This window comes from Rhizobium sp. 01N48 (assembly GCF_056399145.1).
The window spans coordinates 109356-135599 of sequence record NZ_JBFTQT010000013.1 but is presented as its reverse complement, the minus strand read 5'-3'; the positions used below and the strand labels follow the sequence as shown (position 1 = coordinate 135599).

General features: G+C 63.1%; 25 protein-coding genes and 2 pseudogenes. 13 read left to right on the top strand and 14 right to left on the bottom strand.

The genetic code is table 11. The features are described from left to right. Window positions 1-317 precede the first annotated feature (317 nt). Complete coding sequence (locus AC1DOG_RS21725; RefSeq protein ID WP_477930972.1) at window positions 318-869, bottom strand: DUF4865 family protein; 552 nt, start codon at window positions 867-869, stop codon at window positions 318-320. Further along, window positions 866-1285 carry a tautomerase family protein gene (locus AC1DOG_RS21720; RefSeq protein ID WP_477930970.1) on the bottom strand — a complete coding sequence of 140 codons (420 nt, stop codon included), beginning with the start codon at window positions 1283-1285 and terminating at the stop codon, window positions 866-868. The genes AC1DOG_RS21725 and AC1DOG_RS21720 overlap by 4 nt, the downstream gene beginning before the upstream one ends. Window positions 1286-1391: 106 nt before the next feature. Here AC1DOG_RS21720 and AC1DOG_RS21715 point away from each other — a divergent pair, with 106 nt between their 5' ends. Next, on the top strand, window positions 1392-2321 hold the full coding sequence (locus AC1DOG_RS21715) for a LysR substrate-binding domain-containing protein (RefSeq protein ID WP_477930968.1): 930 nt from the start codon (window positions 1392-1394) through the stop codon (window positions 2319-2321). Window positions 2322-2644: 323 nt separating this feature from the next. Here AC1DOG_RS21715 and AC1DOG_RS21710 read toward each other — a convergent pair whose 3' ends face one another. Both AC1DOG_RS21710 and AC1DOG_RS21705 read right to left on the bottom strand, forming a co-directional pair. Next, window positions 2645-3619, bottom strand: a complete 975-nt coding sequence (locus tag AC1DOG_RS21710) for a threonine ammonia-lyase (RefSeq protein ID WP_477930966.1) — start codon at window positions 3617-3619, stop codon at window positions 2645-2647. Window positions 3620-3688: 69 nt separating this feature from the next. Beyond that, entirely contained in the window at window positions 3689-4798 is a 1110-nt protein-coding gene (locus AC1DOG_RS21705) for a helix-turn-helix domain-containing protein (protein ID WP_477930964.1), read from the bottom strand. 158 nt (window positions 4799-4956) lie between these two features. Between AC1DOG_RS21705 and AC1DOG_RS21700 the strand changes: the two genes are divergently transcribed. After that, a complete protein-coding gene (locus AC1DOG_RS21700; RefSeq protein WP_477930962.1) occupies window positions 4957-5664 on the top strand; it encodes a hypothetical protein in 708 nt (235 codons plus the stop codon). Between the two features lie 11 nt (window positions 5665-5675). On the opposite strand, the gene ggt is transcribed toward AC1DOG_RS21700, so the two are convergent. The 7 genes from ggt to AC1DOG_RS21665 all read right to left on the bottom strand — a co-directional run bounded on the left by ggt (window position 5676) and on the right by AC1DOG_RS21665 (window position 11523). Continuing rightward, complete coding sequence (ggt, locus tag AC1DOG_RS21695; protein ID WP_477930960.1) at window positions 5676-7421, bottom strand: gamma-glutamyltransferase; 1746 nt, start codon at window positions 7419-7421, stop codon at window positions 5676-5678. A 72-nt stretch (window positions 7422-7493) separates the two neighbouring features. After that, entirely contained in the window at window positions 7494-8570 is a 1077-nt protein-coding gene (locus AC1DOG_RS21690; RefSeq protein ID WP_477930958.1) for an alpha/beta fold hydrolase, read from the bottom strand. Window positions 8571-8675: 105 nt separating this feature from the next. Beyond that, a complete protein-coding gene (locus AC1DOG_RS21685) occupies window positions 8676-9308 on the bottom strand; it encodes a hypothetical protein (protein WP_477930956.1) in 633 nt (210 codons plus the stop codon). Window positions 9309-9415: 107 nt separating this feature from the next. After that, a complete protein-coding gene (gene ykgO / locus AC1DOG_RS21680) occupies window positions 9416-9541 on the bottom strand; it encodes a type B 50S ribosomal protein L36 (RefSeq protein WP_003566454.1) in 126 nt (41 codons plus the stop codon). Window positions 9542-9718: 177 nt separating this feature from the next. Continuing rightward, entirely contained in the window at window positions 9719-10792 is a 1074-nt protein-coding gene (locus AC1DOG_RS21675) for a 5-(carboxyamino)imidazole ribonucleotide synthase (RefSeq protein WP_477930954.1), read from the bottom strand. Next, on the bottom strand, window positions 10789-11283 hold the full coding sequence (purE, locus tag AC1DOG_RS21670; protein ID WP_113011448.1) for a 5-(carboxyamino)imidazole ribonucleotide mutase: 495 nt from the start codon (window positions 11281-11283) through the stop codon (window positions 10789-10791). Before purE ends, AC1DOG_RS21675 begins: the two co-directional genes overlap by 4 nt. Window positions 11284-11319: 36 nt before the next feature. Continuing rightward, complete coding sequence (locus AC1DOG_RS21665) at window positions 11320-11523, bottom strand: YdcH family protein (RefSeq protein ID WP_112433111.1); 204 nt, start codon at window positions 11521-11523, stop codon at window positions 11320-11322. 229 nt (window positions 11524-11752) lie between these two features. On the opposite strand from AC1DOG_RS21665, the gene AC1DOG_RS21660 reads away from it, so the two are divergent. Next, on the top strand, window positions 11753-11926 hold the full coding sequence (locus tag AC1DOG_RS21660; RefSeq protein ID WP_018899706.1) for a YdcH family protein: 174 nt from the start codon (window positions 11753-11755) through the stop codon (window positions 11924-11926). Between the two features lie 156 nt (window positions 11927-12082). Here the strand turns inward: AC1DOG_RS21660 and AC1DOG_RS21655 are convergent, their stop codons facing one another. Together AC1DOG_RS21655 and AC1DOG_RS21650 are read right to left on the bottom strand one after the other, a co-directional pair. Further along, window positions 12083-12343 carry an ArsR/SmtB family transcription factor gene (locus AC1DOG_RS21655; protein WP_018899705.1) on the bottom strand — a complete coding sequence of 87 codons (261 nt, stop codon included), beginning with the start codon at window positions 12341-12343 and terminating at the stop codon, window positions 12083-12085. A 68-nt stretch (window positions 12344-12411) separates the two neighbouring features. Continuing rightward, the gene (locus AC1DOG_RS21650; RefSeq protein ID WP_047509437.1) at window positions 12412-13176 is read right to left on the bottom strand and encodes a sulfite exporter TauE/SafE family protein; all 765 of its coding nucleotides are present in this window, start codon (window positions 13174-13176) and stop codon (window positions 12412-12414) included. Window positions 13177-13283: 107 nt separating this feature from the next. Here AC1DOG_RS21650 and AC1DOG_RS21645 point away from each other — a divergent pair, with 107 nt between their 5' ends. After that, entirely contained in the window at window positions 13284-13937 is a 654-nt protein-coding gene (locus AC1DOG_RS21645; protein ID WP_018899703.1) for a thiamine phosphate synthase, read from the top strand. Between the two features lie 10 nt (window positions 13938-13947). Next, window positions 13948-15030 carry a tetratricopeptide repeat protein gene (locus AC1DOG_RS21640; RefSeq protein ID WP_477930950.1) on the top strand — a complete coding sequence of 361 codons (1083 nt, stop codon included), beginning with the start codon at window positions 13948-13950 and terminating at the stop codon, window positions 15028-15030. Between the two features lie 15 nt (window positions 15031-15045). Here the strand turns inward: AC1DOG_RS21640 and AC1DOG_RS21635 are convergent, their stop codons facing one another. Beyond that, window positions 15046-16782, bottom strand: a complete 1737-nt coding sequence (locus AC1DOG_RS21635) for a chemotaxis protein (RefSeq protein ID WP_477930948.1) — start codon at window positions 16780-16782, stop codon at window positions 15046-15048. Window positions 16783-17126: 344 nt separating this feature from the next. Between AC1DOG_RS21635 and AC1DOG_RS21630 the strand changes: the two genes are divergently transcribed. The 8 genes and pseudogenes from AC1DOG_RS21630 (at window position 17127) to AC1DOG_RS21595 (ending at window position 26243) form a co-directional block, all read left to right on the top strand. Beyond that, entirely contained in the window at window positions 17127-17456 is a 330-nt protein-coding gene (locus AC1DOG_RS21630) for an STAS domain-containing protein (RefSeq protein ID WP_018899700.1), read from the top strand. Next, the gene (locus AC1DOG_RS21625) at window positions 17453-17821 is read left to right on the top strand and encodes a response regulator (protein WP_018899699.1); all 369 of its coding nucleotides are present in this window, start codon (window positions 17453-17455) and stop codon (window positions 17819-17821) included. Before AC1DOG_RS21630 ends, AC1DOG_RS21625 begins: the two co-directional genes overlap by 4 nt. Continuing rightward, window positions 17818-19893 (top strand): chemotaxis protein CheA, encoded by a 2076-nt coding sequence (locus tag AC1DOG_RS21620; RefSeq protein WP_477930945.1) that lies wholly within the window; start codon window positions 17818-17820, stop codon window positions 19891-19893. Before AC1DOG_RS21625 ends, AC1DOG_RS21620 begins: the two co-directional genes overlap by 4 nt. Continuing rightward, window positions 19890-20390 carry a chemotaxis protein CheW gene (locus AC1DOG_RS21615; RefSeq protein WP_113011455.1) on the top strand — a complete coding sequence of 167 codons (501 nt, stop codon included), beginning with the start codon at window positions 19890-19892 and terminating at the stop codon, window positions 20388-20390. Before AC1DOG_RS21620 ends, AC1DOG_RS21615 begins: the two co-directional genes overlap by 4 nt. Before the next feature lie 30 nt (window positions 20391-20420). Continuing rightward, complete coding sequence (locus AC1DOG_RS21610; protein ID WP_477930943.1) at window positions 20421-22112, top strand: methyl-accepting chemotaxis protein; 1692 nt, start codon at window positions 20421-20423, stop codon at window positions 22110-22112. Between the two features lie 54 nt (window positions 22113-22166). Then, window positions 22167-22838 (top strand): annotated as a pseudogene (locus AC1DOG_RS21605) (MCP four helix bundle domain-containing protein); the annotation flags it as partial. Between the two features lie 69 nt (window positions 22839-22907). Continuing rightward, a pseudogene (locus AC1DOG_RS21600) lies at window positions 22908-24254 on the top strand (methyl-accepting chemotaxis protein); the annotation flags it as partial. A gap of 180 nt (window positions 24255-24434) precedes the next feature. After that, a complete protein-coding gene (locus tag AC1DOG_RS21595) occupies window positions 24435-26243 on the top strand; it encodes a methyl-accepting chemotaxis protein (RefSeq protein ID WP_477930941.1) in 1809 nt (602 codons plus the stop codon). Window position 26244: the final 1 nt, after the last annotated feature.

Below are 26244 nucleotides of genomic sequence, written 5' to 3'. Positions count from 1 at the left end.
CAAGAAGGCGGCCATAGTTGCCGCCATGCGCAAGCTGCTCACCATTCTCAACGCCATCATCAGGGACAACAAACCATGGCAAAACGCTTGACCGGCAAGACAGTCGCTCTGCCCTGCCGGGCATCTCCCCCACAAGGGGGGAGATCGACCTGTGGCTTGCTCCCCAATCAAACAATGAAGGTAGAGCGAGTGGCCGCGCCCAGCCAATCTCCCCACCTGTGGGGGAGATGCCCGGCAGGGCAGAGGGGGGTAACGCGCCCACTGACCTCTCGATCAGCATCCCATACCTGCAAAAGAGGGCCTCGCGCGATCGCCCGTCACGGCAAGGACACGTGACCGACGCGATAGATCCGCGTCGACGGCGACACAGCCGGCGCGTCCGTGTGCAATGCGAACCGGACCATCCTCCAGCCCGCGGGATCAAAGGCCGCGACGGAGGCAAGCATGCCGGGCTCGTCCAACCGCTCGCGAGCGCGTGCCGTTTCGCTCTCGCGAACCGATGCGAGTGACACCTCAGTGCCCAGCGGCAATATCTCGCGCGTGGCGAAACGCGCCTCGGCCACATCCGGCGCCACATCGCCATGCCAGACAACCCACGTCGCCACCTGTGGCCGGCCGAAGGATTGGCTGACGGCTTCAAAGCCGGGGCCGCAGAGGAAATCGCTCGCTCCTTCAGCGTGCCGCCAGAGATAGAAGGGCGCGTAGAGATTGTCGGTCGCGCCGAGCTCGCCCTTGCGGGCCGTGAGGTAGGCCTTGAAGCCGAGCTTGGGGAAGCCGTCGGTCATCGCGCCCTTGTCGCGGATGCGGCGGTCGATGATCGCCATGTCGTAATCGGCGGGCAGGGTGAAGCTGTATTGCATGGCGATCATGGCGCGGTCTCCATCGCGCGGATTTCCCAGCCGGGCTCCAGCATCTGCTGCCCGCCATTGCCGAAGGACCATTCGTCCGGCGCCGTGGTGTTGACGACGATCATCACATCCTCAGGCCGCAGGCCCGGCGACTGGCCGAGCAGTTCGACCGCGCGCTTGAAGAAGGCGGCGCGTGCCTCCGCTGTGCGCGGCTTGCCGGCGGTGATGGCGATCAGCACGAAATCGTCCGAGCGTGGGCCGGCGAGATAGTTGCGGTCGAAGATCAGCTCGCCCTGATCGTGCTGGTGGATGATGTGAAAGCGATCGGCCGGCGGCACGTTGAATGTCTCCACCATGGCGCGGTGGAGGCTCTCGGAGAGGGCTGCGATATAGTCCGGCGACTTGCCTTTCAGAAGCGAGATACGAGTGAAGGGCATGTTTGCCTCCTTTTCCCTGATGTTGACAGGGAGAGGATCGCACGGCACGATAATACAGAAAATCAGAATATAATGGACCATCGATCCTGAAAATATGGATTATCATATGCGCCGGACGATCTTCGACCTCGACGTTCTCAGAACCTTCGTCACCGGCATGGAGCTCGGCAATTTCGCGCGTGCCGCCGACCGGCTGGGGCGCTCGACATCTGCGGTGAGCGCGCAGCTGAAGAGACTGGAGGAGCAGGCGGGCACGCCGATTTTCCGCAAGTCCGGCCGCGGGCTGGCGCTGACCGATGCCGGCGAAACCATGCTCGGCTATGCGCGGCGCCTGCTGGAGCTGAACGACGAGGCAGCGGCGGCCGTGCACAGCGTCGAGCTGGAGGGCTGGGTGCGGCTCGGGCTGCAGGAGGATTTCGGCGAGACGCTGTTGCCTGATGTGCTCGGCCGTTTCGCGCGGGCGCATCCGAAGGTCAGGATCGAGGCGCGGGTGGTGCGCAACGTCGAGCTGATCGAGCGGGTGACGTCTGGCAAGCTCGATCTGGCGCTCGCCTGGAGCGACGGGACGCTGACGCCGCATTGCGACCGGATCGGCGAGGTGCCGATGCGCTGGATTGGCTCGGCCGCCGTGTCATCGGGATGGGACCGGGCAAGCGGGGAACCACTGCCGCTGGCGGCACTTGAGGCGCCCTGCCTGATGCGGGCCGCCGCGACCAAGGCGCTGGATGCGGCGGGCATTTCCTGGCGGCTCGCCTTCGTCAGCCCCAGCCTCGGCGGCCTGTGGGCGGCGACGGCGGCGGGGCTTGGTATCACGCTGCGCACGCCGGTCGGCCTGCCGGCGAAGGTGCGGCCGCTCATGGCGGAAGAATTGGCGCTGCCTGAATTGCCTAGGCTCGGCCTCGTGCTGCACCGGGCAGAGGCCGAGAGTGCGCCGGCGGTGGCGAGGCTGGCCGGGCTGGTGCGGCAGTCGGTTTTTGATGTGCTTGGCGAGGTTGCACGGCCGGTTGCTGTCAGTGCGGCGCGGATGGCGCGGTAAGCGTGTGGTTGAGGTGGTTGGGGCCTAGTGCGGGTGGAGGAGTTGGTGAGCGCATCGTCGCTGACCTGGTGGGTGGGATACCCCCCTCTGCCCTGCCGGGCATCTCCCCCACAGGTGGGGAGATTGGCTGGGAGCGGCCGCTCGCTCCACCTTGATTGTTTGGCGGAGATCTATCCACGAGTCGATCTCCCCCCTTGTGGGGGAGATGCCCGGCAGGGCAGAGGGGGGTAACACGCCCGCCGAGACCTCGGTCTTGGAGCCGGCTATCGCACCCGCCAGCTTCTCGGCCTGACAGCTACATCCCGCAACACCAACCTCGCGACCTACCCCTGCAACGCCAGCGCCCGGCCAAACATCTCGTCATCCACATTGCCGCCCGAGGTCACCACGATCGCAGCATCTTCCTGTAGCTGATCGCCATGAAACAGCGCAGCGGCCAGTGCCACCGCGCCGCCGGGTTCGACGACGATCTTCAGGCGGGTAAAGGCCAGCGCCATTGCGCGGAGCGCCTCTTCGTCGGTGACGACGAGGCCGGGGCCGGCGAGGCGTTTCAGGATCGGGAAGGTGATGTTGCCGGGTTGCGGGGTGATGATGGCGTCGCAGATCGAGCCTGATAGCGTGGCGTTGCGCTCGATCTTGCCCGAGGCCAGCGAGCGGGTGGTGTCGTCGAAGCCTTCGGGCTCGCAGGGGCGGACGCGGAAGCCGGGCGTGCGGGCTTCGAGTGCCAGCGCGATGCCGGAGGTCAGGCCGCCGCCGCCGCAGGGGACCAGCACTTCTGCTGCGGTCACGCCTTCCTCTTCCGCCTGTTCGGCGATCTCCAGCCCGGTCGTGCCCTGGCCGGCGATAACCTGGGGTTCGTCGAAGGGCTTGATCAGGGTCAGGCGGCGTTCTTCCGAGAGGCGCGCGCCGATCGCGTCGCGGTCTTCGGTGGCGCGGTCATAGAGCACGACCTCGGCGCCAAGCGCGCAGGTGTTAGCAATCTTCAGCTTCGGGGCGTCGGAGGGCATGATGATGACGGAGGGGACGCCGTGCATTTTGGCGGCAAGCGCGACGCCCTGCGCGTGGTTGCCGGAAGAAAACGCGATGACGCCGCGGGCGCGTACCTCTGGCTCCAGCGCTGAGACGGCCGACCAGCCGCCGCGGAACTTGAAGGAGCCGGTGTGCTGCAGGCATTCGGCCTTGATGAACAGCCGGCGCCCGGCGATCTCATCGAGAAATGGAGAAGAAAGAAGCGGGGTGCGGCGGGCATGTCCACGCAGGCGGGCGCGGGCGGCGACGATCATTTCAATGCTGACCATGGGAGCTCTTTCGGATGATAATGCCGTCATGAATAGGACGCGGCCTTCGCGTTGTGAACGGCTGCTTTGTCACGGTGACATGAAAAGCGGCTCTTGCTGTGCGGGCAGGAATTCCGGTTCCGGCACGGGCTTTGGGCCGGCTGGCCGGGTCTGGTGGCGCCGACGGTAATCGGTGGGTTTTGTGGCGGTGACCCGGAGGAATTCGCGGTTGAAATTCGACTTGCTGATGAAGCCGCAGTCGAACATCAGCCGGGTCACCGGCTCATCGGTCGTTTCCAGCATCCGGCAGGCGGCGCGGATGCGGAAGCCGTTGACATATTGCGAGACGCTCGCCCCGTGCACGCGGTTGACCGCGATCGATACGCGGCGGGCCGGCAGGTTCATCCTGCGGGCGATGCGGCCGAGGTTCAGTTCGGGGTCGCGGTAGAGTTCGCGCGATTGCATGAGCTCGTCCAGAGCCCTGGCGGTGGCGCCGTCTTCCTCTGTCGGGCCGGATGTCGGCGAGGGTGCCGGTGGCTGGGGCTGCGGCGAAGGCGCGGGTTCGGTGGTCTGGCTGCTGCTGGCGATGGCGGCGGCGGTGCCGAGGGCGAGCAGCGAGATGACATTGCCGATCGCGACCACGGCGCCGGCGTGAGCGCCGCCGGTTCTATAGAAATCGAAGCTGATGACGATATCGGCGGTGGCGGAAGCAAGCAGTGCTGCTGCGGTAATCAGCAGCGAGCGGTAGGAGAGGAGCGCGCCGTCGAGCCGCGAGGAGACGAGGCCATCGGGGCCGTGGCGGGCGAGCCAGAAGAGGGCGGCGCCATAGACCGTGAAGGTGGCGGTGATGAAAATGCCGACAGGGCCGCGCCAGAAAATCATCAGCACCAGGACGATGACGGCTGGCAGGAGATGCGGCGCAAGGCGCAGCCAGGAGAGGGTGTTGTCGCGGGCGAGGTTGCTGAAGCTGATCCAGGCGAAGGCGGCGATCAGGGCGGCAAGCACCGCCTGGCCGGGCATCAGGGCAATGATGTCATAGCCCCAGCGCAAGCCGAGCAGCACAGATTGCAGCGCGTAGAGCCCGATCAGGATCAGGAAGGGCCGCCGCTCGGGCGCCAGGCCGTCGCTTTGCTTGACCATCCGGACAAGCAGGACCGCGAGCAGTAAGGTGACGACGAAGGGCAGCGGCACGAAGATCATGGGTGCGGATCCAGCAACAGAAGAGCGATATGAGCACGACAATGACCTCGATCGCAATCGCGGGCGACCCGGATCGCGATCGAGGTCTCGATTTCGTGTGGTCTCAGCGACCTTGGGTCCGCCGCTCGATGGGAGCGGTGTCACGCAAGGAGACTGCCATGATGATCATCATAACCATACCTCTGCTCCTGTTCACGCTGGTTTCAAGCTATGCCGATGGCTGGCGGACGGGAGAGACGATCGACGTATCGGCGATCCGCTCGATCGTGATAACAGGCGACGCCAGCTCGATCCGGATCAGTGCCAATTCGGATGAGCCCTATCGGGCTGAGACGCGCGGCCGGCGCGACGGCTGGTTCAGCCGCTGGTATTCAAGCTGGTTCTTCAGCGGTTGCGAGGACCAGAGCCGGATGGTGATCGATGGCACGACGCTGTCGATCGCGGTTGCCTCGACGAAGTGGTTCGATCTTTCCGATTGCTCGCCCGAGGTCGTCGCCAACATCCCGCCGGGCGGGTCGATCGAGGTCAACCAGCAGGCCGTGATGGCACGGTTCGAAGGGGAGTTTGCGAAGCTCGGCCTATTGAGCAAGGCGGCAGACGTGACGCTACAGGGGCATGCCTCGAACGTCGCCATCGATAGTGCCGCGCTCAGGGCGCATCTGACTTACGACAAACTCAACGCCGACGAGACGATCGACGTCAAGGCGCATTCGGTGGACAGCTATCTCGACTTCGGCAAGGACGTGCCTGTCGATTACACCGTCACCGCCAAGGCGTCGCTGATCGACAGCCCCCGGCCGAGTGTGGTCGGCGCCAAGCCGGTGGTCACCATCAAGGCGGAGTACGCGCATACGACGATCCGTTGACGGGCGCGCTCCTAATAGCCGCCGGCCGAGCCCTCGGTCGAGCGGCTGTCCATGGCGCCGTTGTAGCGGGCGCCGCCGCCTTTCTCGATATCTTTCAGGCTCTTGCCGCCGACGAGGATGCCGGCGGCCTGGCCCCAGACGGGCGTGCCGCTGCCGTCGTCCATGGTATGGCCCATCGCGATCAGCGCGCGGATCGTGTCGGGTGACAGCGCGTAGGGCTCGAAATAGATCTTGTCGGGCTGCCACTGGTGATGGATACGCGGGGCGTTCACGGCCTGGCTGATGTCCATGCCGAAATCGACGACATTCAAAATGGCTTCCAGCGTGATGGTGATGATGCGCGAGCCGCCGGGGCTACCGATCACCATGAAGGGCTTGCCGTCCTTGGTCACGATCGTGGGGCTCATCGACGAGAGCGGGGTCTTCTTCGGCGCGATGGCGTTGGCTTCGCCCTGGACGAGGCCGTAGAGATTGGGGACGCCAGGCTTCGAGGTGAAGTCGTCCATCTCGTTGTTCAGCAATATGCCGGTGCCCGGCGCCACGACGCCGGCGCCGAAATTGCCGTTCAGTGTGTAGGTGACGGCGACCGCGTTGCCGTCGTCGTCGATGATCGAATAATGCGTGGTCTCGGTGCTCTCCTTGGCGCCGAGCGGCGTCAGGTCGGCGGAGGTGCCTGATTTGTTGATGTCGATCTTGGCGCGGATAGCCTTGGCGTAGCTCTTGTCGAGAAGCGTCGTGACCGGGTTGTCGACGAAATCCGGGTCGCCGAGGGCGGCGTTGCGGTCGACATAGGCGTAGCGCATGGCCTCGGTCATGAGATGCACGGTCTCGGCCGAGCCATAGCCGAGGAAGGAGAGCGGGTAGCCTTCCAGGATGTTCAGGATCTCGCAGATGATGACACCACCGGAGGAGGGCGGGGGCGAGGAGATGATGTCATAGCCGCGATAGCTGCATTCCACCGGCTTCAGCTCGCGCACCTGATATTGCTCGAAGTCTTCTTTCGCGAGAATGCCGCCCTTGGCCTGGCTGGCTTTCACGATCGCATCCGCCGGCATGCCCTTGTAGAAGGCGTCGGTGCCCTTGTCGGAGATGCTCGAAAGCACGGAGGCCAGTTCCGGCTGCACCAGCTTTTCGCCTGACGTGAAGAGCTTGCCATCGGGCTTGAGGAAGATCTTGGCGGCCGCCTCGTCCTTGGCTAGCCGCTTGGCGCTGTTCTCGATCGAGGCGACGTCGCCCTGCTCAAGCGTGAAGCCGTCCTTGGCGTAGCGGATGGCGGGGGCAAGGAGATCCTGGCGCGACTTGGTGCCGTATTTCTCGCGGGCGGTCTCGAAGCCCATGACGGAGCCGGGCACGCCGACGGCCAGATAGCCATCGAGGCTGGCGCGGGGGACGATATCGCCCTTGGCGTCGAGATACATGGTCTTGGTGGCGGCAAGCGGGGCGCGCTCGCGGAAATCGAGGAAGCTGGTCTTGCCGTCCTTCATGCGGATGGTCATGAAGCCGCCGCCGCCGATATTGCCGGCGGTCGGATACACCACGGCCAGCGCATAGCCCACGGCCACCGCAGCATCCACGGCATTGCCGCCGTTCTTCAACACCTCGACGCCGACACCGGTCGCCAGATGCTGGGCTGTGACGACCATGCCATGCTCAGCCTCGACCGGCGCTGGCGACGCGGCAAGCGCCGGTGCGATTGGCGCCAGCGTCAGCGACAGGGCAGCGATGAGGGCTGCGGATTTCGTGGGAAGGCGGTCCATGATGTTCCCCTCGTTGGACTGACATGGGGAACATATGGGGTTGCAGGCGTGGCAGGCAATGCGCGGCGGGCGCTAAGTGGTGCCCTGCAGGTCTGGCGTTGCGACGGGCTTTGGCGCCGGCTGCGGAGTCGTCGCCGTTCTGGCTTCCTGCGCTGGGGACATCGTGAGCCTTGCCTCGGCAATCCGTGCGGCGGCCTGCAGGTCGCGGTCGTGGCCAGACATCTTCTCCATTGCCGCGATGGCGACGTCGGTGGCGAGGTAATCGGGCTTGTGGCCGACGCCCTTGATCTTGACCAGTTCGGAGCCTGTGATGTCGCGGGCAAGGCCTTGCGAGTGCAGGTGCTCCCAGACGATGTCGTCGCTGTCGCCGGTGATGATGACCGTGGGTGCCGAGATCTTGATATAGAGATGCGACTGCGTCTTGAAATAATCGAGCAGGCGCACGAAGTCGGCGGCGTTGTTGTGGAAGGTGGCGGGGCGCAGCACCAGCGAGGGACCGGTTTTCAGGATGTAATCGTCCGGCCGTGGATTGGGGCGGAAGACGTTGAGCGTGCCGCGTTCCAGACGCCGGAGGCCCAGCGGCACGACGAGCGCATGGTTGAAGAGCCAGCCGATCACCGGGGCTGTGGAGACGTGATAGTACCAGTCGACGCCGCCGGGCCACGGGTGCGTGGCGGGCGCGAGGAAGAGCAGACCGGCCGTCTTTCCCGGATGACGCACGCCGAAGGCGGCGGCGATGGCGCCGCCGAAGGAATGGCCGACGATGATTGCCTTGTCGATTCCGCGCTTTTCCATAAGCGCTGCGATGGCGTCCGCCTGGCCCGAGGGGAGGGCGTTATCCGGTCCGCCGCGTTCGGAATAGCCGTGGCCGGGGCGGTCGACGAAGAGCATTTCGGCGCGGCCGCGCAGAGGCTCCAGGAAGGCGCCGATCTGGTCGAGCAGGTTGCCGCTGGCGCCATGGATGAAGACGAGCGCCGGCAGGTCGGCGGTTTCCGGGCGCTCGATATGGACGGCGTTCATGCGGTAGCCGCCGATGTCGGTCAGCTCGCCAATGTTCGGATAGGCCTGCTCGAACTGGCGGGCCTTATAGGAGGAGTAGCCGATTGCTGCGGCCAGAGGGGCGAGAAGGGCGGAGACGAGGGTAAGCATGATGCGACCTGCGGCATGGACTAACGGACCATACGTTAGATTGGCTGGTACGGTTCACCTTCAAGAGGGGCCGGGCAAGAGGGGAACCTGTCACACAGTAATATGTCAGGTGCGGCTGCCGGCGAGCTTTTCGGAGAGCGTGTTCAGCTGCTCCTGCGCATTGCGGTTGGCGGGGTAGATCTCGAGGAAGCGCTCCCATGCCTTCAGCGCCAGCTGGTCGTTGCCGCTGTCACCAAGAATGGAGGCCATGCCGGCAAGCGCGCCGAAATGGCGAGGCTCGATGTCTAGCACATGTTCGATATCGGACATCGACTTGCGCATGGCGCCGTTGGTGTAGTTTAGCGTGGCGCGGCGGTTCCAGCTCTCGGAGTAGCCGGGTTTCAGCGCGATCGCCTGGTCGAGGAAATCGAGTGCGGCGCTGTTGCGCTTCTCCTCGATCGCCTTGTCGGCCCATTGCATCAGCAGGTTGACGGTCGCGCTGCCCGAATCGTTCCATTCGGCGCGGATCTCGTTGGCGATGTTGTCAGCCTTGTCGGCGTCGCGCTCGCGCTTCAGTGCTGCAAAGAGCTGATCGAGATGTTCTTTGGGCGAGAGGTTCGCGGCCTGCTGCTCGACGATCTTTTCCTTGTCCCGCGCGGGTGCGGGTTCCTGCGCATAGGCAGGCAAGGTAACTGAGAGCAGGGCGAGGGAGAGCGGCAGTGCCGCGCAGGTCATAGCCAAAAAACGCATGGCGGGCATAATAGCCCGCCAACGCGAAAGATCAAAACACTTTAACGGGATCACAAAAGGACCCTTCCGGACAGGCTCAGGCGCGCAAACGCTGCCAAGCCATCCGGCCAGCCAAATCAGCCCTGACGAGCCTTGAAGCGTGGGTTCAGCTTGTTGATGATGTAGATGCGGCCCTTGCGGCGAACCAGGCGGTTGTCACGGTGACGAGCCTTGAGCGACTTGAGCGAATTCTTGATCTTCATTGTTTTGATCCGCGATGTTGGGGGGAATTCACATTCGCCCGTATCTATTACATTCAAAAGCGCGCTCAGGGCGCGCTCTTCAGGTTGGGCGTGCAGATAACCCGGCCTCTTGTCTGTGTCAACCACGTGAAGGTGTTTTTCCCGTGGCAGTGGCCGGTTTTGTCAGGGGAAAACCCCTTATTTGCCCGCCCGTGCGCTGGCAAGTGTGGTGACGTGACCCATCTTGCGGCCGGGTCTCGATTCCGTCTTTCCATAGAGGTGAACCAGCGTGTCGCGCCGCTTCAGCCAGTCCGGAAGATCAAGGATATCGTCGCCGATCAGGTTCTGCATCACGCAGTCGGAGTGGCGATCGGCATTGCCGAGCGGCAGGCCGGCGACGGCGCGGATGTGCTGCTCGAACTGAGAGATCACGCAGGCCGCTTCCGTCCAGTGGCCGGAATTGTGCACGCGCGGCGCCATTTCGTTGGCGATCAGGCTGCCGTCGGCCAGCGCGAAGAACTCGATGCCGATGACGCCGACATAGCCGAGCGTCGTCAGAATCTTCTCGGCTGCCTCGCGCGCGGCGGCGGCCGTGGCGTCGGTGATTGATGCCGGAACGGTCGATGTGTGCAGGATGCCGTTGCGGTGCACGTTTTCGGCCGGGTCGTAGCAGGCGACGCCGCAATCGGTGGCGCGTGCGGCGATGACCGAGATTTCGCGCTCGAAGGCAACGAAGCTCTCGAGGATCAGCGGCACGCTGCCGAGTTCGGCGAAGGCACCGTCGGCGCTATCGGCCGCTGAACGGAAGACTTTCTGTCCCTTGCCGTCGTAGCCGAGGCGGCGCGTCTTCAAGACACCCTGGCCGCCGAAATCGGCGAGAGCGGCTTCGAGATCGGCCTGGCTGTCGATGGCGTGGAATTTCGCGGTCGGAATGCCGCAATCATTGATGAAGCGCTTTTCTACGAGACGGTCCTGGGCGGCTTCCAGCGCTTTCGGCGGCGGATAGACCGGCACGGTCTGCGCTAAGGCCTCGGCTGCGGAGACGGGGACGTTTTCGAATTCGTAGGTGACGACGTCGCAGGCGGTCGCCAGTTCCTCGAGCGCTGCGGGATCGTCATAGGCGGCGACGATCTGCCGATTGGCGACCTGCGCTGCCGGGCAATCGGCCTGCGGCTCGAGAATGATGGTGCGGAAATTCAGGCGGGCGGCAGCCATGGCCAGCATGCGGCCAAGCTGGCCGCCGCCGATGATGCCGATCGTTGTCATGCTCATAGGTCGTCCATCGGGTATTCGGCGATCGCCGCACTTTGGCTCTCGCGCCATTCGTCAAGCCGGTCGGCAATGTCTTCGTCCGACAGCGCCAGAACCGCGGCGGCAAGAAGCGCCGCGTTGATGGCGCCTGCCTTGCCGATCGCCAGCGTTCCAACCGGGATGCCGCCGGGCATCTGCACGATCGACAGCAGGCTGTCCTGGCCGGACATCGTCTTCGACTGCACGGGAACACCGAAAACAGGAAGAGGGGTCATCGCGGCGGTCATGCCGGGAAGATGGGCGGCGCCGCCGGCGCCGGCGATGATGACCTTGAAGCCTTCCGACTTGGCGCCCTTGGCGAACTCGACCATGCGATCGGGTGTGCGATGTGCCGATATGATGCGCGCGTCATAAGGGATCTCGAGCGCCTCCAGCGTATCGGCGGCGTTCTTCATGGTCTCCCAATCGGACTGGCTTCCCATGATGATGGCAACGGTCGGTCTGTCTGTCATCGTCACGACACTTCCTTCAAGCAATGATACCGGGCTTCAGGCGATGATATCCGGGATGATCTGGTCTTCGAGCTTCGACAGCTTGTCCTTGATAACAAGCTTCTTTTTCTTCATGCGCTGAACGCGCAGCGCATCGCAGCCAGTCGCGATCATGGCGTTGATGGCGACATCGTAGTCCTCATGCTCCTGGCGCAGGCGCGCCACAATGAGCCTGACTTCCGCCTGTTCCTGATCCGGCATACGCATTCCCCATGATCGTCTTCAGACCTTCTCCGGTCTGTCGCTAATTTTTGCAAGCTCCTATCACCAAATAGCGGTAACGGCTAGTTAGTCTCGATCATGAATTTGCCACGCTCTCTCCTTGTTTTCGCCTTCGACAAGCCTTCAAAAATGTGTCACAGTTTGAGGGTTGACGCCTTGGATCTCCGGCGGTGTTGGCTGGAGAAAGGCTAGAGGAAGGAAGGGTCATATGACTGTTCAAGCTCATCTTGAATCACTCCAGAAGAAGCATGGCGCTCTCGAAGACGAGCTCCATTCACTGATGGCATCCCCCTCCAGAGACGACCGTGAGGTTGCCGAGTGCAAGCGCAGGAAGCTGCGCATCAAAGACGAGATTGAGCGTCTCAAATCATCCGTACACTAAGCAGGATAGAACGTTACAGGGCGTGGTCGATGCGGAACAAAGGGTAAATATCGCAATATAACCAGTTGTTTAGTAGTCTGTCGCGTCCGTTGGAATGTTCCTGCGCGTCGGTTGCCGAAAAGGTCGCAGCCGGCGCGTTTTCATGTCCTGGTGGCGTTATGCCCAGAACTGATCCAGCCAGAGATTGAGCCTGTCGAAGCCGCGATTGTTGACCGCGTAGATGCGCTTCGTGCCATCGGCGGTGACCGAGACGAGGTCGCAATCGAGCAGGGCCTTGAGGTGCTGGGAGACGGCCGGACGGCTGATCGGAAGGCCTTCGGCGAGCTCGTTGACGGTGCGCGGCGAGCGTCGCAACTCCTCCAGCAGGAAGCGCCGGTGAGGGTCGGCAATCGCAGTGAAAGGGTCCACGTTCGACATGGCGAAAAGCTACGTCAATCGGAGAATTAGGGCAAGCGAATTGTGCGCCGCAGCAAGGCCCTTAAGGCCTAAAATCCAAGGCCTTCGCGGGCGATCAGGACGGCTGCGATCAGCGCCATCGCATACATGAACGGATAGAAGATTTTCGGCTGCATGCGCTTCACGCACCAGGCGCCGGCGATGGTGGCAAGGGGCGCGAAGGGAAGCAGCGTGGCGGATGCGGCGAGGTTCTGGGTGTCGAGCTGGCCGAGCGCGAAATAGGGGATCAGCTTGACCGCGTTGAGGATCGCGAAGAAGCGGGCGCTGGTGCCGGTATATTCGCGCGGCGGCATCTGCAGCGGGAGAACGTAGATCTGGAACGGCGCGCCGCCGGCGTGTGCGACGAAGCTGCCGTAACCGGAAAAGGTGCCCCAAAGCGTGGCGCGAACCGGCCGCTGGCCGTGCGGCGGCACGATCTTTCCTCTGCCGGGGCCGAAGTTGTTCCAGAAATAGCGCAGGCAAAAGAGGATGGTGACGACGCCGATGACGACCCGCAAGACACTGCCGGGAACGAGCGCTGAGGTCGCCCAGCCGAGTGCGATGCCGGCGAGCGCGCCCGGGAGCATGATCTTCAGCGTCGTCCAATCGCCGTGCTTGCGCCAAATGACGAGCGATATCATGTCCATGAAGATCAGGATCGGCAGGAGGATGGCGGCGGCCTGCACGGGGGAGACGACAAGTGCCAGAAAAGGCAATCCAATCAGCGACAAGGCGTCGCCCATACCGCCCTTCGCGAGGCCGACCAGAATGACGGCGGGAATGGCGGCGTAGTAAAATGACACGTCCATCGGCATGCTTTTGAAGTCCTCCCCTTGCCAGCCCGGTCTAACGGAATTACTCACACAAAACGAGTGCGGAGCTGCCGGCAAACGGCGAAATCCGCTGGAAATGGAAAGAGTTCATGAGCGAACCTGAAAACCGCTGCCGCCTGGTGCTGATCGTGCCTGATATCGCCGATGCCGACGAGCAGGCGAAAATCGTCGGCGATGCGCTGAAGGGCGGTGATGTCGCCTCAATCATCCTGCCGCAATACGGGCTTGGTGACGGCGAGTTTCAGAAACATGCCGAAAAGATCGTGCCGCTGGCGCAGAACGCGGGTGCGGCGGCGCTGCTTGCCGGCGACAGCCGTGTCGTCGGCCGAACCAAGGCGGATGGTCTTCATATCACCGGCGGTGCTGCGGAGATTTCCGAGGCGGTCGAGAAATATGCCGACAAGCTGATCGTCGGCGGCGGCAATGCGGCCGACCGGCATCATGCGCTCGAGATCGGCGAGGAGCGGCCCGAATATGTCTTCTTCGGCAAGCTCGAAGGCGACATCAAGCCGGAGGCGCATCCGAAGAACCTCGCGCTCGCCGAATGGTGGGCCTCGATGATCGAGATCCCGTGCATCGTCATGGGCGGCACCGATCCGGCCTCGGCGCTTGCCGTTGCCGAGAGCGGGGCGGAATTCGTGGCCATGCGTCTTGCCGTTTTCGGCGAGCCGGCGCGCGCGGCCCTTGTCGTTGCCGAAATCAACGCACTTCTTGACGAAAAAGCGCCACGGTTTGAGGGTTGATATCGCCCTCATGCCCATGCTGACACGCCATTTGCGCCTTTCTCTTCTTGCCGCCGCCACATGTGTGGCGGCTTTCGCGCATGGCGCATCGGCCCAGCAGGTCGACAATATGGTCACGCGGCCGCTCACCGGCGCGCCCGAGACATTGAAATCAGGCCGCGCGCAGCCGGACGGGGTAACCCCGTCCACCGGTGTCGGCGTGTTCGATCGCATGGGCGCGAAGCTGCCCGATCTGCCGGCCGAGAAAGACTATCACGGCAAGGTCGACGATGCCTACGGCGCCTATCAGCGCGGCTACTATCTGACGGCGATGGGGATTGCGCTGCCTCGCGCGCAGCTTGGCGATGCGGCGGCGCAGACGCTGATGGGCGAACTGTTGGCGGATGGCCTCGGCGTAAAGCGCGACGCGAAGGCGGCTGCCTTCTGGTACGGGAAGGCCGCCGAGGGCGGTGATCCTGCGGCGATGTTCAAATACGCGCTCATCCTGATGGAAGGCCGCATCGTCAAGCGCGACAAGACGCTTGCCGACACCTACATGCGCAAGGCGGCGGAGGCCGGCAATGCGTCGGCCGAGTTCAACTGGGGGCAGATCCTGGTGGCCGACAATCCCGGCGACAAGGGGCTGAAGCTGGCGCTGCCGTTCTACGAGAAATCGGCCGAGAAGGGTGTCGCCGACGCGCAATACGCGGTGGCGGAGATCTACTCGTCGCTGCCCGACCTTCCTCCCGAGAAGAAGCAGCTTGCCCGCGAATGGATGGCGCGCGCCGCACATGCCGGTTTCGACACCGCGCAGCTCGATCTCGGCGTCTGGTTCGTCAATGGAACCAACGGCCCGCGCGATTTCGAAAAGGGCTTCCAGTGGCTGAGAATCGCGGCCAATGACGGCAACGTGGTTGCGCAGAACAAGCTGGCGCATCTCTATATCAACGCGCTCGGCACGAAGCCGGATCCTGTCGAGGCTGCCAAGTGGTATGTGCTCTCGCGCCGTGCCGGTCTGCCCGACCCGGCGCTCGAGGATTTCTACCTCGGTATCGAGGAAGAGCAGCAGAAGGCGGGGATCGAAGCCGCCAACAAGTTCCGCCGCCTGCGCTGATCGCGCTCTAACGTTTTAGAAGAGCGCGTCCTCGAAAAGGTCTTCGTCGCTTGTCGCAGCATTTACCGGCTCTGGCTCGGCTGCTGCCGTCTCTTCAACCGCGGCGATGATGTCGCGGTGGACGTTGCGCTCCTGCACCATCGTGTAAAGCTTGAAGATCTTGCGATCGAGCGGGGCGATGGCTTCGGCCAAGTCCGAGATATCGGCGATCTCGGCGCCGGCGGCATCTTCCAGCGTATCGGCGCAGCCCGCCAGCACATCGCCGAGGTCTTTCTGGAAATCGAGCGTGCCGATCAGAAGGTTGATCTTGCCCGCGACCTCGCGGCCGTGTTCGGACAGTGTCTTCAGCTCGGCTTCCATCGTATCGGCGGCGGTGCGGATATCGGCGACGGCGGTCGTCAGGTTTTCGGCCAGGCCGCCTGATGCCGTCTCGCTCGACGGGGCCACGCGGCCGGCTGCTTCCTCCAGAGCAGGCAGGCCGTTGACGATGGCGTCGGCGCTGTCATCCAGCTTGCCGGCGAAAATGCGCAGCTCCGCCGTGACGACATTGATCGACTTGCCGGCTTCGCCAAGACGGCTGCAACGCAGGTTGGTGTTCAGCGCCATGTAGTGGATGTCGGTCTTCACCGCCTTGATGTTGCCGATCGCTTCCAGAAGCTTGGCGGTCGTGTCGCGGGTCGACTGGCTGACCTGGTCGGCCTTGAGGGTGACGGCGTCGACCTGCTTGACGATCTCATGGGCGGCCGAGACGCTGGATTCCAAAGCGCGGATGAAGTTGCCCTGGCCGCCGCCGCTCATCTGGTCGCGCAGCCGAAGGATCTCCTGCGTGTCGTGGCCGAAGCTTGCGATCGTCTTGATGACGTTCTGGGAATCGCGGTGAAAATCGCGGCACATCTCGTTCATCTGCGCCGCCGTCAGGTGCTGGATAACGTTTTGCAGGCGCGCGCGGGCGTCGGCGTTCAGGCCGCGGCCGTCTTCGCTGTCGAGGAATTCGTCGAGCAGCGTGAAGGTGCTCTGCACATGTTCGATGCGCTGGCGGGTGATGTCGCCGATCTGCAGCGCCGACAGGGTCGAGGCGACCTTGCTCTGCACGCCTCTGGCGACCGCGCCGACGTCGCGGGCGATAGCGGCGAGGTTCTGGCGGTGTTCGGCGATCTTGCGGGCATCGCCATCAAGGGCGCTGGCCACGGCGGGAACCGTGTCGGCGTAGCTCTTGGAGACATCGGTGCCGAAGGTCAGCGCGAGCTTCACTTCCTTCTCCAGCTCCTCGATCCGGCCGGCGAAGCGGTTGACCTCGTCGGTGCCGGAATAGATGCGCTCGAGAATTTCCTGCGCGAAGCCGGCGAACTCGGCAAGGCCGGCGCCGGTGATCTTCACGGTGACGGCGAAGGTGCGCAGGTAACGCATGGTTTCCTGCATGTCCGAGACGTGCCGGCGCAGCGAATATCCGGTCTCGGCGAGTGACGAGAGCGCGTCGCGGCGGGACTTTTCGGCGGTTGGGAGATCGCTGAGGCTCTTGACTGTTGCGCGCAGTTCCGCGCCTGCATCACCACTCTCGCCGGCGTCCAGTGCCTTGGTGATGTTGTCGAGCGAGCTCAACAATCGGTTGAGGACGTCCATGACCGAAAGCAGGACGGTGCCGCCTTCGAGAAAACGCTCCTCGACCTTGCTGCGCGCTGCTTCCAGTGTTTGGCTGATGGCTGATCCAGATGCCTGGAAAGCCGTCACCGCCGATGTCGCCCCGTTCGTCATTTTATTGTCCTTTACTTAAAACCTCAGCAAGGTTCGGGACCATTTTTACGGGCATCATGGAAACGTGGAGTAAACACGCCAGACTCGTCAACGTTGTGCTTAACATAGCGTGAATTGCACGGGGTGGGTTTCGGAAAAGCGCTCACATTTTTAATAAGTATATGAATTTATCTGATTTTATAAACATATTTGAATGCTAATTATTATTTCTCTCAGGTGATAATTCGGGGAGTCGGGACTCGTCTCAATTGCATTTCACTGCAACCTACTTTTACGTGTTGTTAAGCGTGTCGTGAGATTCCTCAACGGGTTGAAAAAGTATTTCTCCGCCCTAGGAGGCCGAAGTGAGTGTGCGTGAACAGTATTCTGAGTCTATATCCCTGCCTGAAGTTCTAACCATCAGGAATATCTCGGATATCTTCTCAAAAATTGCGTCTTTATTTAAGAATAACAGTTCCGTTGTTCTCGATATTCCCGAAAAAGCTGAGGCCGACTTGAGTTTTGTGCAGCTGATAGAAGCTGTTCGCCGGCACGCTGAAACAAACGACAAAGCGCTCGCACTCGCGGCTCCCGCCCGCGGCCAGGTCCTGAAGGTGCTGGAGCGCGCCGGCTTCGTGGAAGCCTTCAACAGCGAAGATACAAAATTCTGGTTGCATGAAGAGGTAAAGCCATGAGCGCCAACATTCTCACCGTCGACGATTCCGCAAGCATTCGACTGACGACCAAGGTCACGCTGACCAATGCGGGCTACACCGTCAGCGAGGCGGCCGATGGCGCGCAGGGCCTGGCGGCTGCCAAGGCCGGCAATTACGACCTGATCATCACCGATCTCAACATGCCTGTCATGGACGGCCTGACGATGATCGAGGAGCTGCGCAAGCTGCCGGAGCATACCGGCGTGCCGATCATCTTCCTCACCACCGAATCCGACGCCGACCTCAAGGCCCGCGCCAAGGCCGCCGGCGCCACCGGTTGGCTGACCAAGCCGTTCGATCCTGAAAACCTGGTCAAGATCGCCAGGAAGGTGCTCGGCAGATGAGCTCTCTCGATCCTGTAGCGGTCTTTCGCACAGAGGCGGCCGAATGCCTCGAAGCCATCGAGACGGGTCTTCTCGATCTGACGCACAAGCTCGACGACAAGGACGTCGTCGATGCCGTCTTCCGCGGCCTTCACACGCTGAAGGGCTCGGGCTCGATGTTCGGCTTCGATGCGCTGGCCGCCTTCACGCATCATTGCGAAACGGCGTTCGACCGGGTTCGCAAGGGCGAGGTGCCGGCGACGGCTGAGCTCGTTGCCGCCGTGCTTGCCGCTCAGGATCACATGCGTGCTCTCGTCGATCGGCCGGATGCCGATCACGGTGACACCGGCCAGCGGTTGCTGGCCCAGCTTCAGGCCGCCGTCGGCGAGACCGCGGGCGGCGCTGCTGCTCCCGCTGCTCAACCGGCCCCGGTCACCACTGCCGCTGCAGCCGCCGCCAAGACCACCACCTGGCGCATCCGCTTCAGCCTGCCCTCGAACTCGATGGCGAACGGCACCAATCCGCTCGGCCTGCTCGATGAGCTGCGCGATCTCGGCGAATGCAGCGTCAAGGCCAACCTCTCCGCCATTCCTGTCCTCGACGAGATGGTTCCGACCGATCTCTACGTCACCTGGGATGTCGTTCTCACCAGCACGCAGGACCGCTCGGCGATCGACGACGTGTTCATCTTCGTCATGGACGACATGGAGCTTGAGGTCGAGGAAATCGCCGGTCCTGCCGCCCCGGAAGCCAAGGCTGAACCGGTTGCCGTCGTGGCAGAGGTGAAGGCGGAGCCTGTCGTCGCAGCGCCCGTCGCGGCTGCGCCCGCAGTTCCCGCCACACCGGAATTCAAGCCCGTCGAGGCAGTGCCTGCGAAGCGCGAGAGTGCTGCACAGGCCGACCAGCGCCAGGCGAAGGCTGCCGAAAACGTTCGCGTTCCGGCCGAGCGTCTCGACGAACTGATGGACCGCGTCGGCGAGCTCGTCATCGCCCAGTCGCGCCTCAGCCAGCTGGCGAGCGCCAGCGCCGATATCGCGCTGCGCTCGGTGTCTGAGGAAATCGAGCGCCTGTCGGGCGAGCTGCGCGACACGATGATGGTACTCCGCATGGTGCCGGTCGCGACTCTGTTCTCGCGCTTCCGTCGCCTCGTTCACGATCTCGCCCGCGAAACGGGCAAGGTAATCGAGCTGGTGACCGAGGGTGAAAGCACCGAGGTCGACAAGACCGTGATCGAGCGCCTCGCCGATCCGCTGGTGCATCTGGTGCGTAACTCGATCGACCACGGGCTGGAAACGCCGGCCGAGCGTCTGGCCGCGGGCAAGAGCGAAGCGGGTACGGTAACGCTGTCGGCACGCCAGGCGGGCGGCGAGGTGATCATCTCGATCAAGGATGACGGCCGTGGCATCAACCGCGATCGGGTCCGCGCCAAGGCGGAATCCTCCGGCCTCATCGCGCCCGGCCAGCCGCTCACCGATTCCGAGCTGCTGCAGCTGATCTTCGCGCCGGGCTTCTCCACGGCCGCGGCGATCACCAATCTTTCCGGCCGTGGCGTCGGCATGGATGTGGTCAAGAAGACCGTCGAGGCGCTGCGTGGCGCGATCGATATCACCAGCCTGAACGGCCAGGGTTCGGAAGTGTCGCTGCGCATTCCGCTGACGCTCGCGATCATCGACGGCCTGCTCGTGCGGGTCGGCAATGGCAGCTATGTCATCCCGCTTTCCGCCGTCGAGGAGTGCCTGGAGCTGTCGCTGGAAGAGGACCTGCGTTCGCGCGGCCGCAGCTTCATCTCGCTGCGTGACAGCCTCGTGCCGTTCCTGAGACTTCGCGATCTCTTCCGCACCGGCACCAAGCCCGACGTGCACCAGAAGGTCGTGGTCATCTCCACCGGCACGGAGCGCGTCGGCCTGGTGGTCGACCAGATCATCGGCGACCACCAGACGGTCATCAAGTCGATGTCGAAGCTGCACAACGACGTGTCCACCTTCTCGGGCGCCACCATTCTCGGCGATGGCAGCGTCGCCCTCATTCTCGACGTCGGCCATCTCGTGGCCGCCGGTCAGCAACAGGAAACACAGATGCGGGTGGCAGGATGAGCGCGGCAGCCGAGAAGATCGACCATCATTGGAACTATGCCGACGAGGTCGAGGTCCTGACTTTCGACATGAACGGCGAGACCTTCGCGCTCGAGGCGGTGATCGTCCAGGAAATCCTGGACCTGCTACCCGAGACGGCGGTGCCGGGCGCGCAGCCCTTCGTCGCCAGCGTCATCAACTTTCGCGGCAAGGTCATTCCGCTGGCCGACCTTCGCCTGGCCTTCGGAATGGAGGGCACGGAAGCGACGATCGACAGCCGCATCATTGTCATCGAGGTCGATCTCGATGGCGAGGCGACGCTGGTCGGCCTGCGCACCGACAAGGTCAACGAGGTGACGACGCTGGCACGGGCAGCCAGCGAACCGCCACCGAGCGTCGGCATGCGCTGGCGCGCCGACTACATCAACTGCCTGGTGAAACGCGGGGGCGAGTTCATCATCCTGCCCAATCTGCAGGCATTGTTTTCTTCACGACACGAGACATCGACCGCCGTTTAGGCTGCGTCATCTAGGGGTAAGGGGTTAGAGATGCGATTGACGATCAAGACGAAACTGGTGTCGGCGTTTGCCCTCATCATCTTAATGTTGCTGGGCACATCGACCTATTCGATCATCAGCCTCAGCGGCCTGAATGATTCCATTGGAGATGTACTCTCCGGTCCGGCCGCGCGGTTGGAACTGGCGCAGACCATTAATATCGGCCAGCTGGAAGCGATCCGCCAGCAGAAGAACCTGCTGATGGCCAAGGATGCGGCGGAAGTGAACAATTCCATCGCAAAGGGCGATGTCGGCCGCAAGGAATTCACGCAGGCGCTGGCATCGGTGCTGAAGATCGCCACCGAACAGGGCCGCCCGCGCTGGGAACAGGTCTCCGAGCTTTCGAAGCAGTTCTTCCAGGCTGACGATCAGATCCGCGAATTCGTGAAGGCCGGCAACGCGGAAGCCGCCAACAACGTCTCCGTGACCACGGCGCGCGCTGCGGCCAACCAGATCGATACGGCGCTTGCGGAAATTCTCAAGCTCGAGAAGGAACGCATGAGCGTTGCCGATGATGACGCGGAAGCACGCTACCAGGCGACCCGCCTGACGATGATCATTGCCGTCGCCGCTGCCTTCCTGTTTGCCGCCATCACCGCCTTCTGGATTGCAAGCACCATCTCCAAGGGCCTGAACCGCGCCAACAACGTGGTGCGCGAAGTCGCCGAGGGCGATCTCACGAAGATGGCCGAAATCACCAACCGCGACGAGATCGGCGAACTGCTGGGGAACGTCAACGTGATGATCGAGCGTCTTCGCGGTGTGGTCGGCGATGCGCTTTCGGCTTCCGAGAACGTCTCGGCCGGCAGCCAGGAACTTTCCGCAAGCTCCGAGCAGGTATCGCAGGGCGCGACCGAGCAGGCGGCATCGGCCGAAGAAGCTTCGGCTTCGATGGAAGAAATGGCCGCCAACATCAAGCAGAATGCCGACAACGCCGCACAGACCGAGAAGATCGCCCGTCAGTCGGCCAAGGACGCGGAAGAAAGCGGCGCTGCCGTCAGCCGTGCCGTCGAAGCCATGCGCACCATCGCCGACAAGATCGTCATCGTGCAGGAGATTGCACGCCAGACCGATCTGCTTGCACTCAACGCGGCCGTCGAGGCAGCGCGTGCCGGCGAACATGGCAAGGGCTTCGCGGTCGTTGCTTCCGAAGTGCGCAAGCTTGCGGAACGCAGCCAGTCGGCCGCCGCAGAGATCAGCGCCATGTCGGGTGATACGGTCAAGGCCGCCAGCAATGCCGGCGACATGCTCGGCCGCCTGGTTCCAGATATCCGCAAGACCGCCGAGCTCGTCTCCGAGATCAGCGCCGCTTGCCGCGAGCAGGATATCGGTGCTGCCCAGATCAACGAAGCGATCCAGCAGCTCGACAAGGTGACGCAGCAGAACGCCGGTGCCTCCGAGCAGATGTCTGCAACCTCCGAAGAACTCGCGGCGCAGGCCGAGGAACTTCAGGCCTCGATCGCCTTCTTCAAGGTCGACGGCGCGGGCAGCAAGGCCAGCTTCAAGAAGCCGGCTGCAAAGCCAGCCGCCAAGGCTCCTGCCGCACGGCCGACCGTGGCCAGCAACAAGAACGTCAACACCCGCTCGGTCGCCGCCCAGCAGGCGCGTGCCAAGGGCTTCGCTCTCGACATGTCGATGGGCGGTCCTGACGCCAGCGACGACGATTTCCGCGAAAGCGCGTGATCAGTGACCCCGTCGTGGCCGGATGACCGGCCACGACACAAAGACTGCCAACGAATGGATCGTTGGAGGCAGGGCGCGCGACAGCCGCCGGCCATGAGCGGATGCAAGCTCCCATCTTATTTCCGAAATCGCCTGGATGATCGGAATCCTCACAGATCGCCATCGCGGTTTCACCCAGCGATTTTCAAAGGCCGGAGTTTTCACATGCGCATTACGCTTAAGCTGAAACTTTCATTCGCATTCTCACTACTGATTTTGCTGATCATCGGCGCAGTTGGACTCGGTATCCATGGCCTGCAAACGATGAACACGCTGCGCAACGAGCTTCTGGAAGGGCCGGTTGAGCAGGATCATTACGCTGGCAGCCTGACTGCCGCCTTTGATGGTCTTGGTCTTGCGGTGGGCGACCTGCTTGTCGCTGATAGGCCCGAATTCGTATCCAGGGCAAACGCCGCGATTGATGCCGAACGCAAGGGTTTCGAAAAGGCGCTCGACGAGGGCGAGCATGACGCGCCGCCGGAATTCAAGGATGAGTGGAACCAGATCCGCGAGTTCTGGACCGGCTACGTCGTCTTGAACGACCGTATTCGCGGCCTCATCACTTCCGGCCAGAAAGAGATGGGCCTGCAGCTCAACGAGACCGATGGTGTCGTCGCCCGCCAGAAGCTTGACGGCATGACCGCCGCGCTGACGGCGCTGACCAAGCAGGCTGTCGCTGACGCCGATGCGGTGGGCGACAAGACCTATGACACGACTTTCATGATGCTCTTGATTGTCGCGGGCGTCGCGCTCGTCATCGCCATCGGCGCGACGATCTGGATCGCAACGACGATCAGCTCGGGTCTGCGCAAGGTGAAGACGGTGGCCGACGCGGTGGCGATCGGTGATCTCGACCAGAACATTGAGATCAAGAGCAATGACGAGATCAAGGACCTTGTCGACACGATCAACGTGATGACCGCCAACCTGCGCCAGACGGCCGGAATTGCCGACCAGGTGGCGCAGGGCGATCTCTCCATCGATCCGCGCCCGCTTTCGGAGAAGGACGTGCTCGGCATCGCCATGAAGGACATGGTTGCCAACCTGCGCGCCACGTCTGCGATCGCCGACCGCATCGCCAATGGCGACCTGACCGTTTCGCCGAAGCCGCTGTCGGACAAGGACACGCTCGGCATCGCGCTGGAGCAGATGGTCGAGCGGCTGCGTGGGGTCGTCGCCGATGCGCTTTCTGCTTCCGAGAATGTTTCCGCCGGCAGCCAGGAACTCTCCGCCAGCTCCGAGCAGGTGTCGCAGGGTGCGAGCGAACAGGCAGCGTCGGCTGAAGAAGCGTCTGCTTCGATGGAAGAGATGGCCGCCAACATCAAGCAGAACGCCGACAACGCCGCGCAGACCGAGAAGATCGCTCGCCAGTCGGCCAAGGATGCCGAGGAGAGTGGTGCGGCGGTTACCCGCGCCGTGATCGCCATGCGCACGATCGCCGACAAGATCGTCATCGTGCAGGAAATCGCCCGCCAGACGGACCTGCTTGCACTCAACGCCGCCGTCGAGGCAGCGCGTGCCGGCGAACATGGCAAGGGCTTCGCCGTTGTCGCATCCGAAGTGCGTAAGCTTGCGGAGCGCAGCCAGTCTGCCGCTGCCGAGATCAGCGCCATGTCGGGTGATACGGTGAAGGTTGCCAGCGAAGCGGGCGATATGCTCGGCCGCCTGGTTCCCGATATCCGCAAGACCGCCGAGCTCGTTTCCGAGATCAGTGCTGCCTGCCGCGAACAGGATATCGGCGCATCGCAGATCAACGAGGCGATCCAGCAGCTCGACAAGGTGACCCAGCAGAACGCCGGCGCTTCCGAGCAGATGTCGGCGACGTCTGAAGAGCTTGCGGCGCAGGCCGAGGAGCTTCAGGCTTCGATCGCCTTCTTCAAGGTCGACATGTCGGGCATGCAGGCAGGCGTCCGGACCGTTGCAGCCAAGCCCGCCGCGACACGGTCTGCCCAGGCCGGCGCCACCCGCCCGACGGCGGCCGGCAACAAGAATTTCAGTGCCCGCTCGGTCTCGGCCCAGCAGGCGCGCGCCAAGGGGTTTGCTCTCGACATGTCGATGGGTGGCCCTGACGCCGGCGACGACGATTTTCTCGAAAGCGCTTGATTTGAGTTTCGTCGCACCGGGCCGGTGGCCAGGTGCGACACCCGAAGTGTGAATACGTCGGTTGAAATATCCGGATTCCGGAGATCGCAGAAGGGTGGATGTACAGTCTTCCTGCGCCTGTCATGCCACCATTCCCCAATGGCGGCGTCTTTAATACTGCGATTTCAAGGACATGAAGAAATGCGGTTTACCATCAAATTGAAACTGGCCATTGCCTTTGGCCTGATGATCGTCCTGCTGTTGGCTACGGCCGGCTACGGCATCTACAGCCTTTCCAACCTCAACAACGCGATCAGCGATGTCATCGCCGGACCGGCCAAGCGTCTCGAGCAGGCGCAGAACCTCGGTAATTACCAGCTGCGCATCGTTCGCGCGCAGATGAACATGGCGACCGCCACGAAGCCTGAAGATGTCGCCAAGTACATCGAAGCCAGCAACAGCAACCGCAAGCAGTTTTCCGAGACACGCCAGTGGCTGTTCGACAACAACACCACCGAAGCCGGCAAGAAGGGCTGGCAGGATGTCGGCGAGCTTGAGACGAAGCTCTATGCACTCGATGATCGCATTCACCAGCTCGCTCAGGACGGCAATGGCGCGGAAGCCGTTCGTCTGGCGACGAACGAGGGCCGTTCGATCGTCGATGACATTGAAACAGTGACCCAGGCTCGCGTCGACGCTAACCGCGCCGCGATGCAGCAGGCCGATGCAGACACGACTGCGCAGTACCTGACTACGCGCAACTTTATCTTCGCTGTCGCTGGTGTTGCGCTGCTCATGGCCATCGCCGCCGCTCTCTGGATCGCACTCGGCATCAGCGCCGGTCTCAACAAGGCGAAGGCCGCTGTCAGCGCCGTTGCCATCGGCGATCTCGATCAGGACGTCCTCGTCAAGACCAACGACGAGATCAAGGATCTGGTCGATATGCTGAACGTCATGACCGCAAACCTGCGCAACACCGCCAACATCGCCACGCAGATTTCGAACGGCGACCTGACCGTCGCGCCGAAGCCGCTTTCGGACAAGGATTCGCTTGGTCTCGCGCTGGAGCAGATGGTCGAGCGCCTGCGTGGCGTCGTCGCCGATGCGATCGCGGCCGCTGAAAACGTGTCGGCTGGCAGCCAGGAACTGTCGGCGAGCTCCGAGCAGGTCTCGCAGGGCGCCACCGAACAGGCAGCGTCTGCCGAAGAAGCCTCGGCTTCGATGGAAGAGATGGCCGCCAACATCAAGCAGAACGCTGATAACGCGGCACAGACCGAGAAGATTGCTCGCCAGTCCGCCAAGGATGCCGAAGCTTCCGGTGACGCTGTAACCCGCGCTGTCGAAGCCATGCGCACGATCGCCGAGAAGATCGGCATCGTCCAGGAAATCGCTCGTCAGACCGACCTGCTTGCGCTGAACGCCGCCGTCGAAGCCGCGCGTGCCGGCGAGCATGGCAAGGGCTTTGCGGTCGTTGCTTCCGAAGTTCGCAAGCTTGCGGAACGCAGCCAGTCTGCCGCCGCCGAGATCAGCGCGATGTCTGGTGATACCGTGAAGGCCGCCAGCGAAGCCGGCGACATGCTCGGTCGTCTGGTTCCCGATATCCGCAAGACGGCGGAACTGGTGTCCGAGATCAGCGCCGCTTGCCGCGAGCAGGATATCGGTGCCTCGCAGATCAACGAAGCGATCCAGCAGCTCGACAAGGTGACCCAGCAGAACGCCGGCGCATCGGAAGAGATGTCGGCGACCTCGGAAGAACTGGCGAGCCAGGCGGAAGAACTGCAGACCTCGATCGCCTTCTTCAAGGTCGACATGGCCGGCAACCGCGACAGCCGCAAGCCTGCCGCCCGCATCAGCGTGCGCAGCCCGGCACCCGCAGCTAGCCGCAAGCCTGCTTCCAAGCCGGTGGCCAATTCGGTCACGGCGCAGCAGGCACGCGCCAAGGGCTTCGCACTCGACATGGCCATGGGCGGACCCGATGACGGTGACGCCGATTTCAAGGAAAGCGCATAAT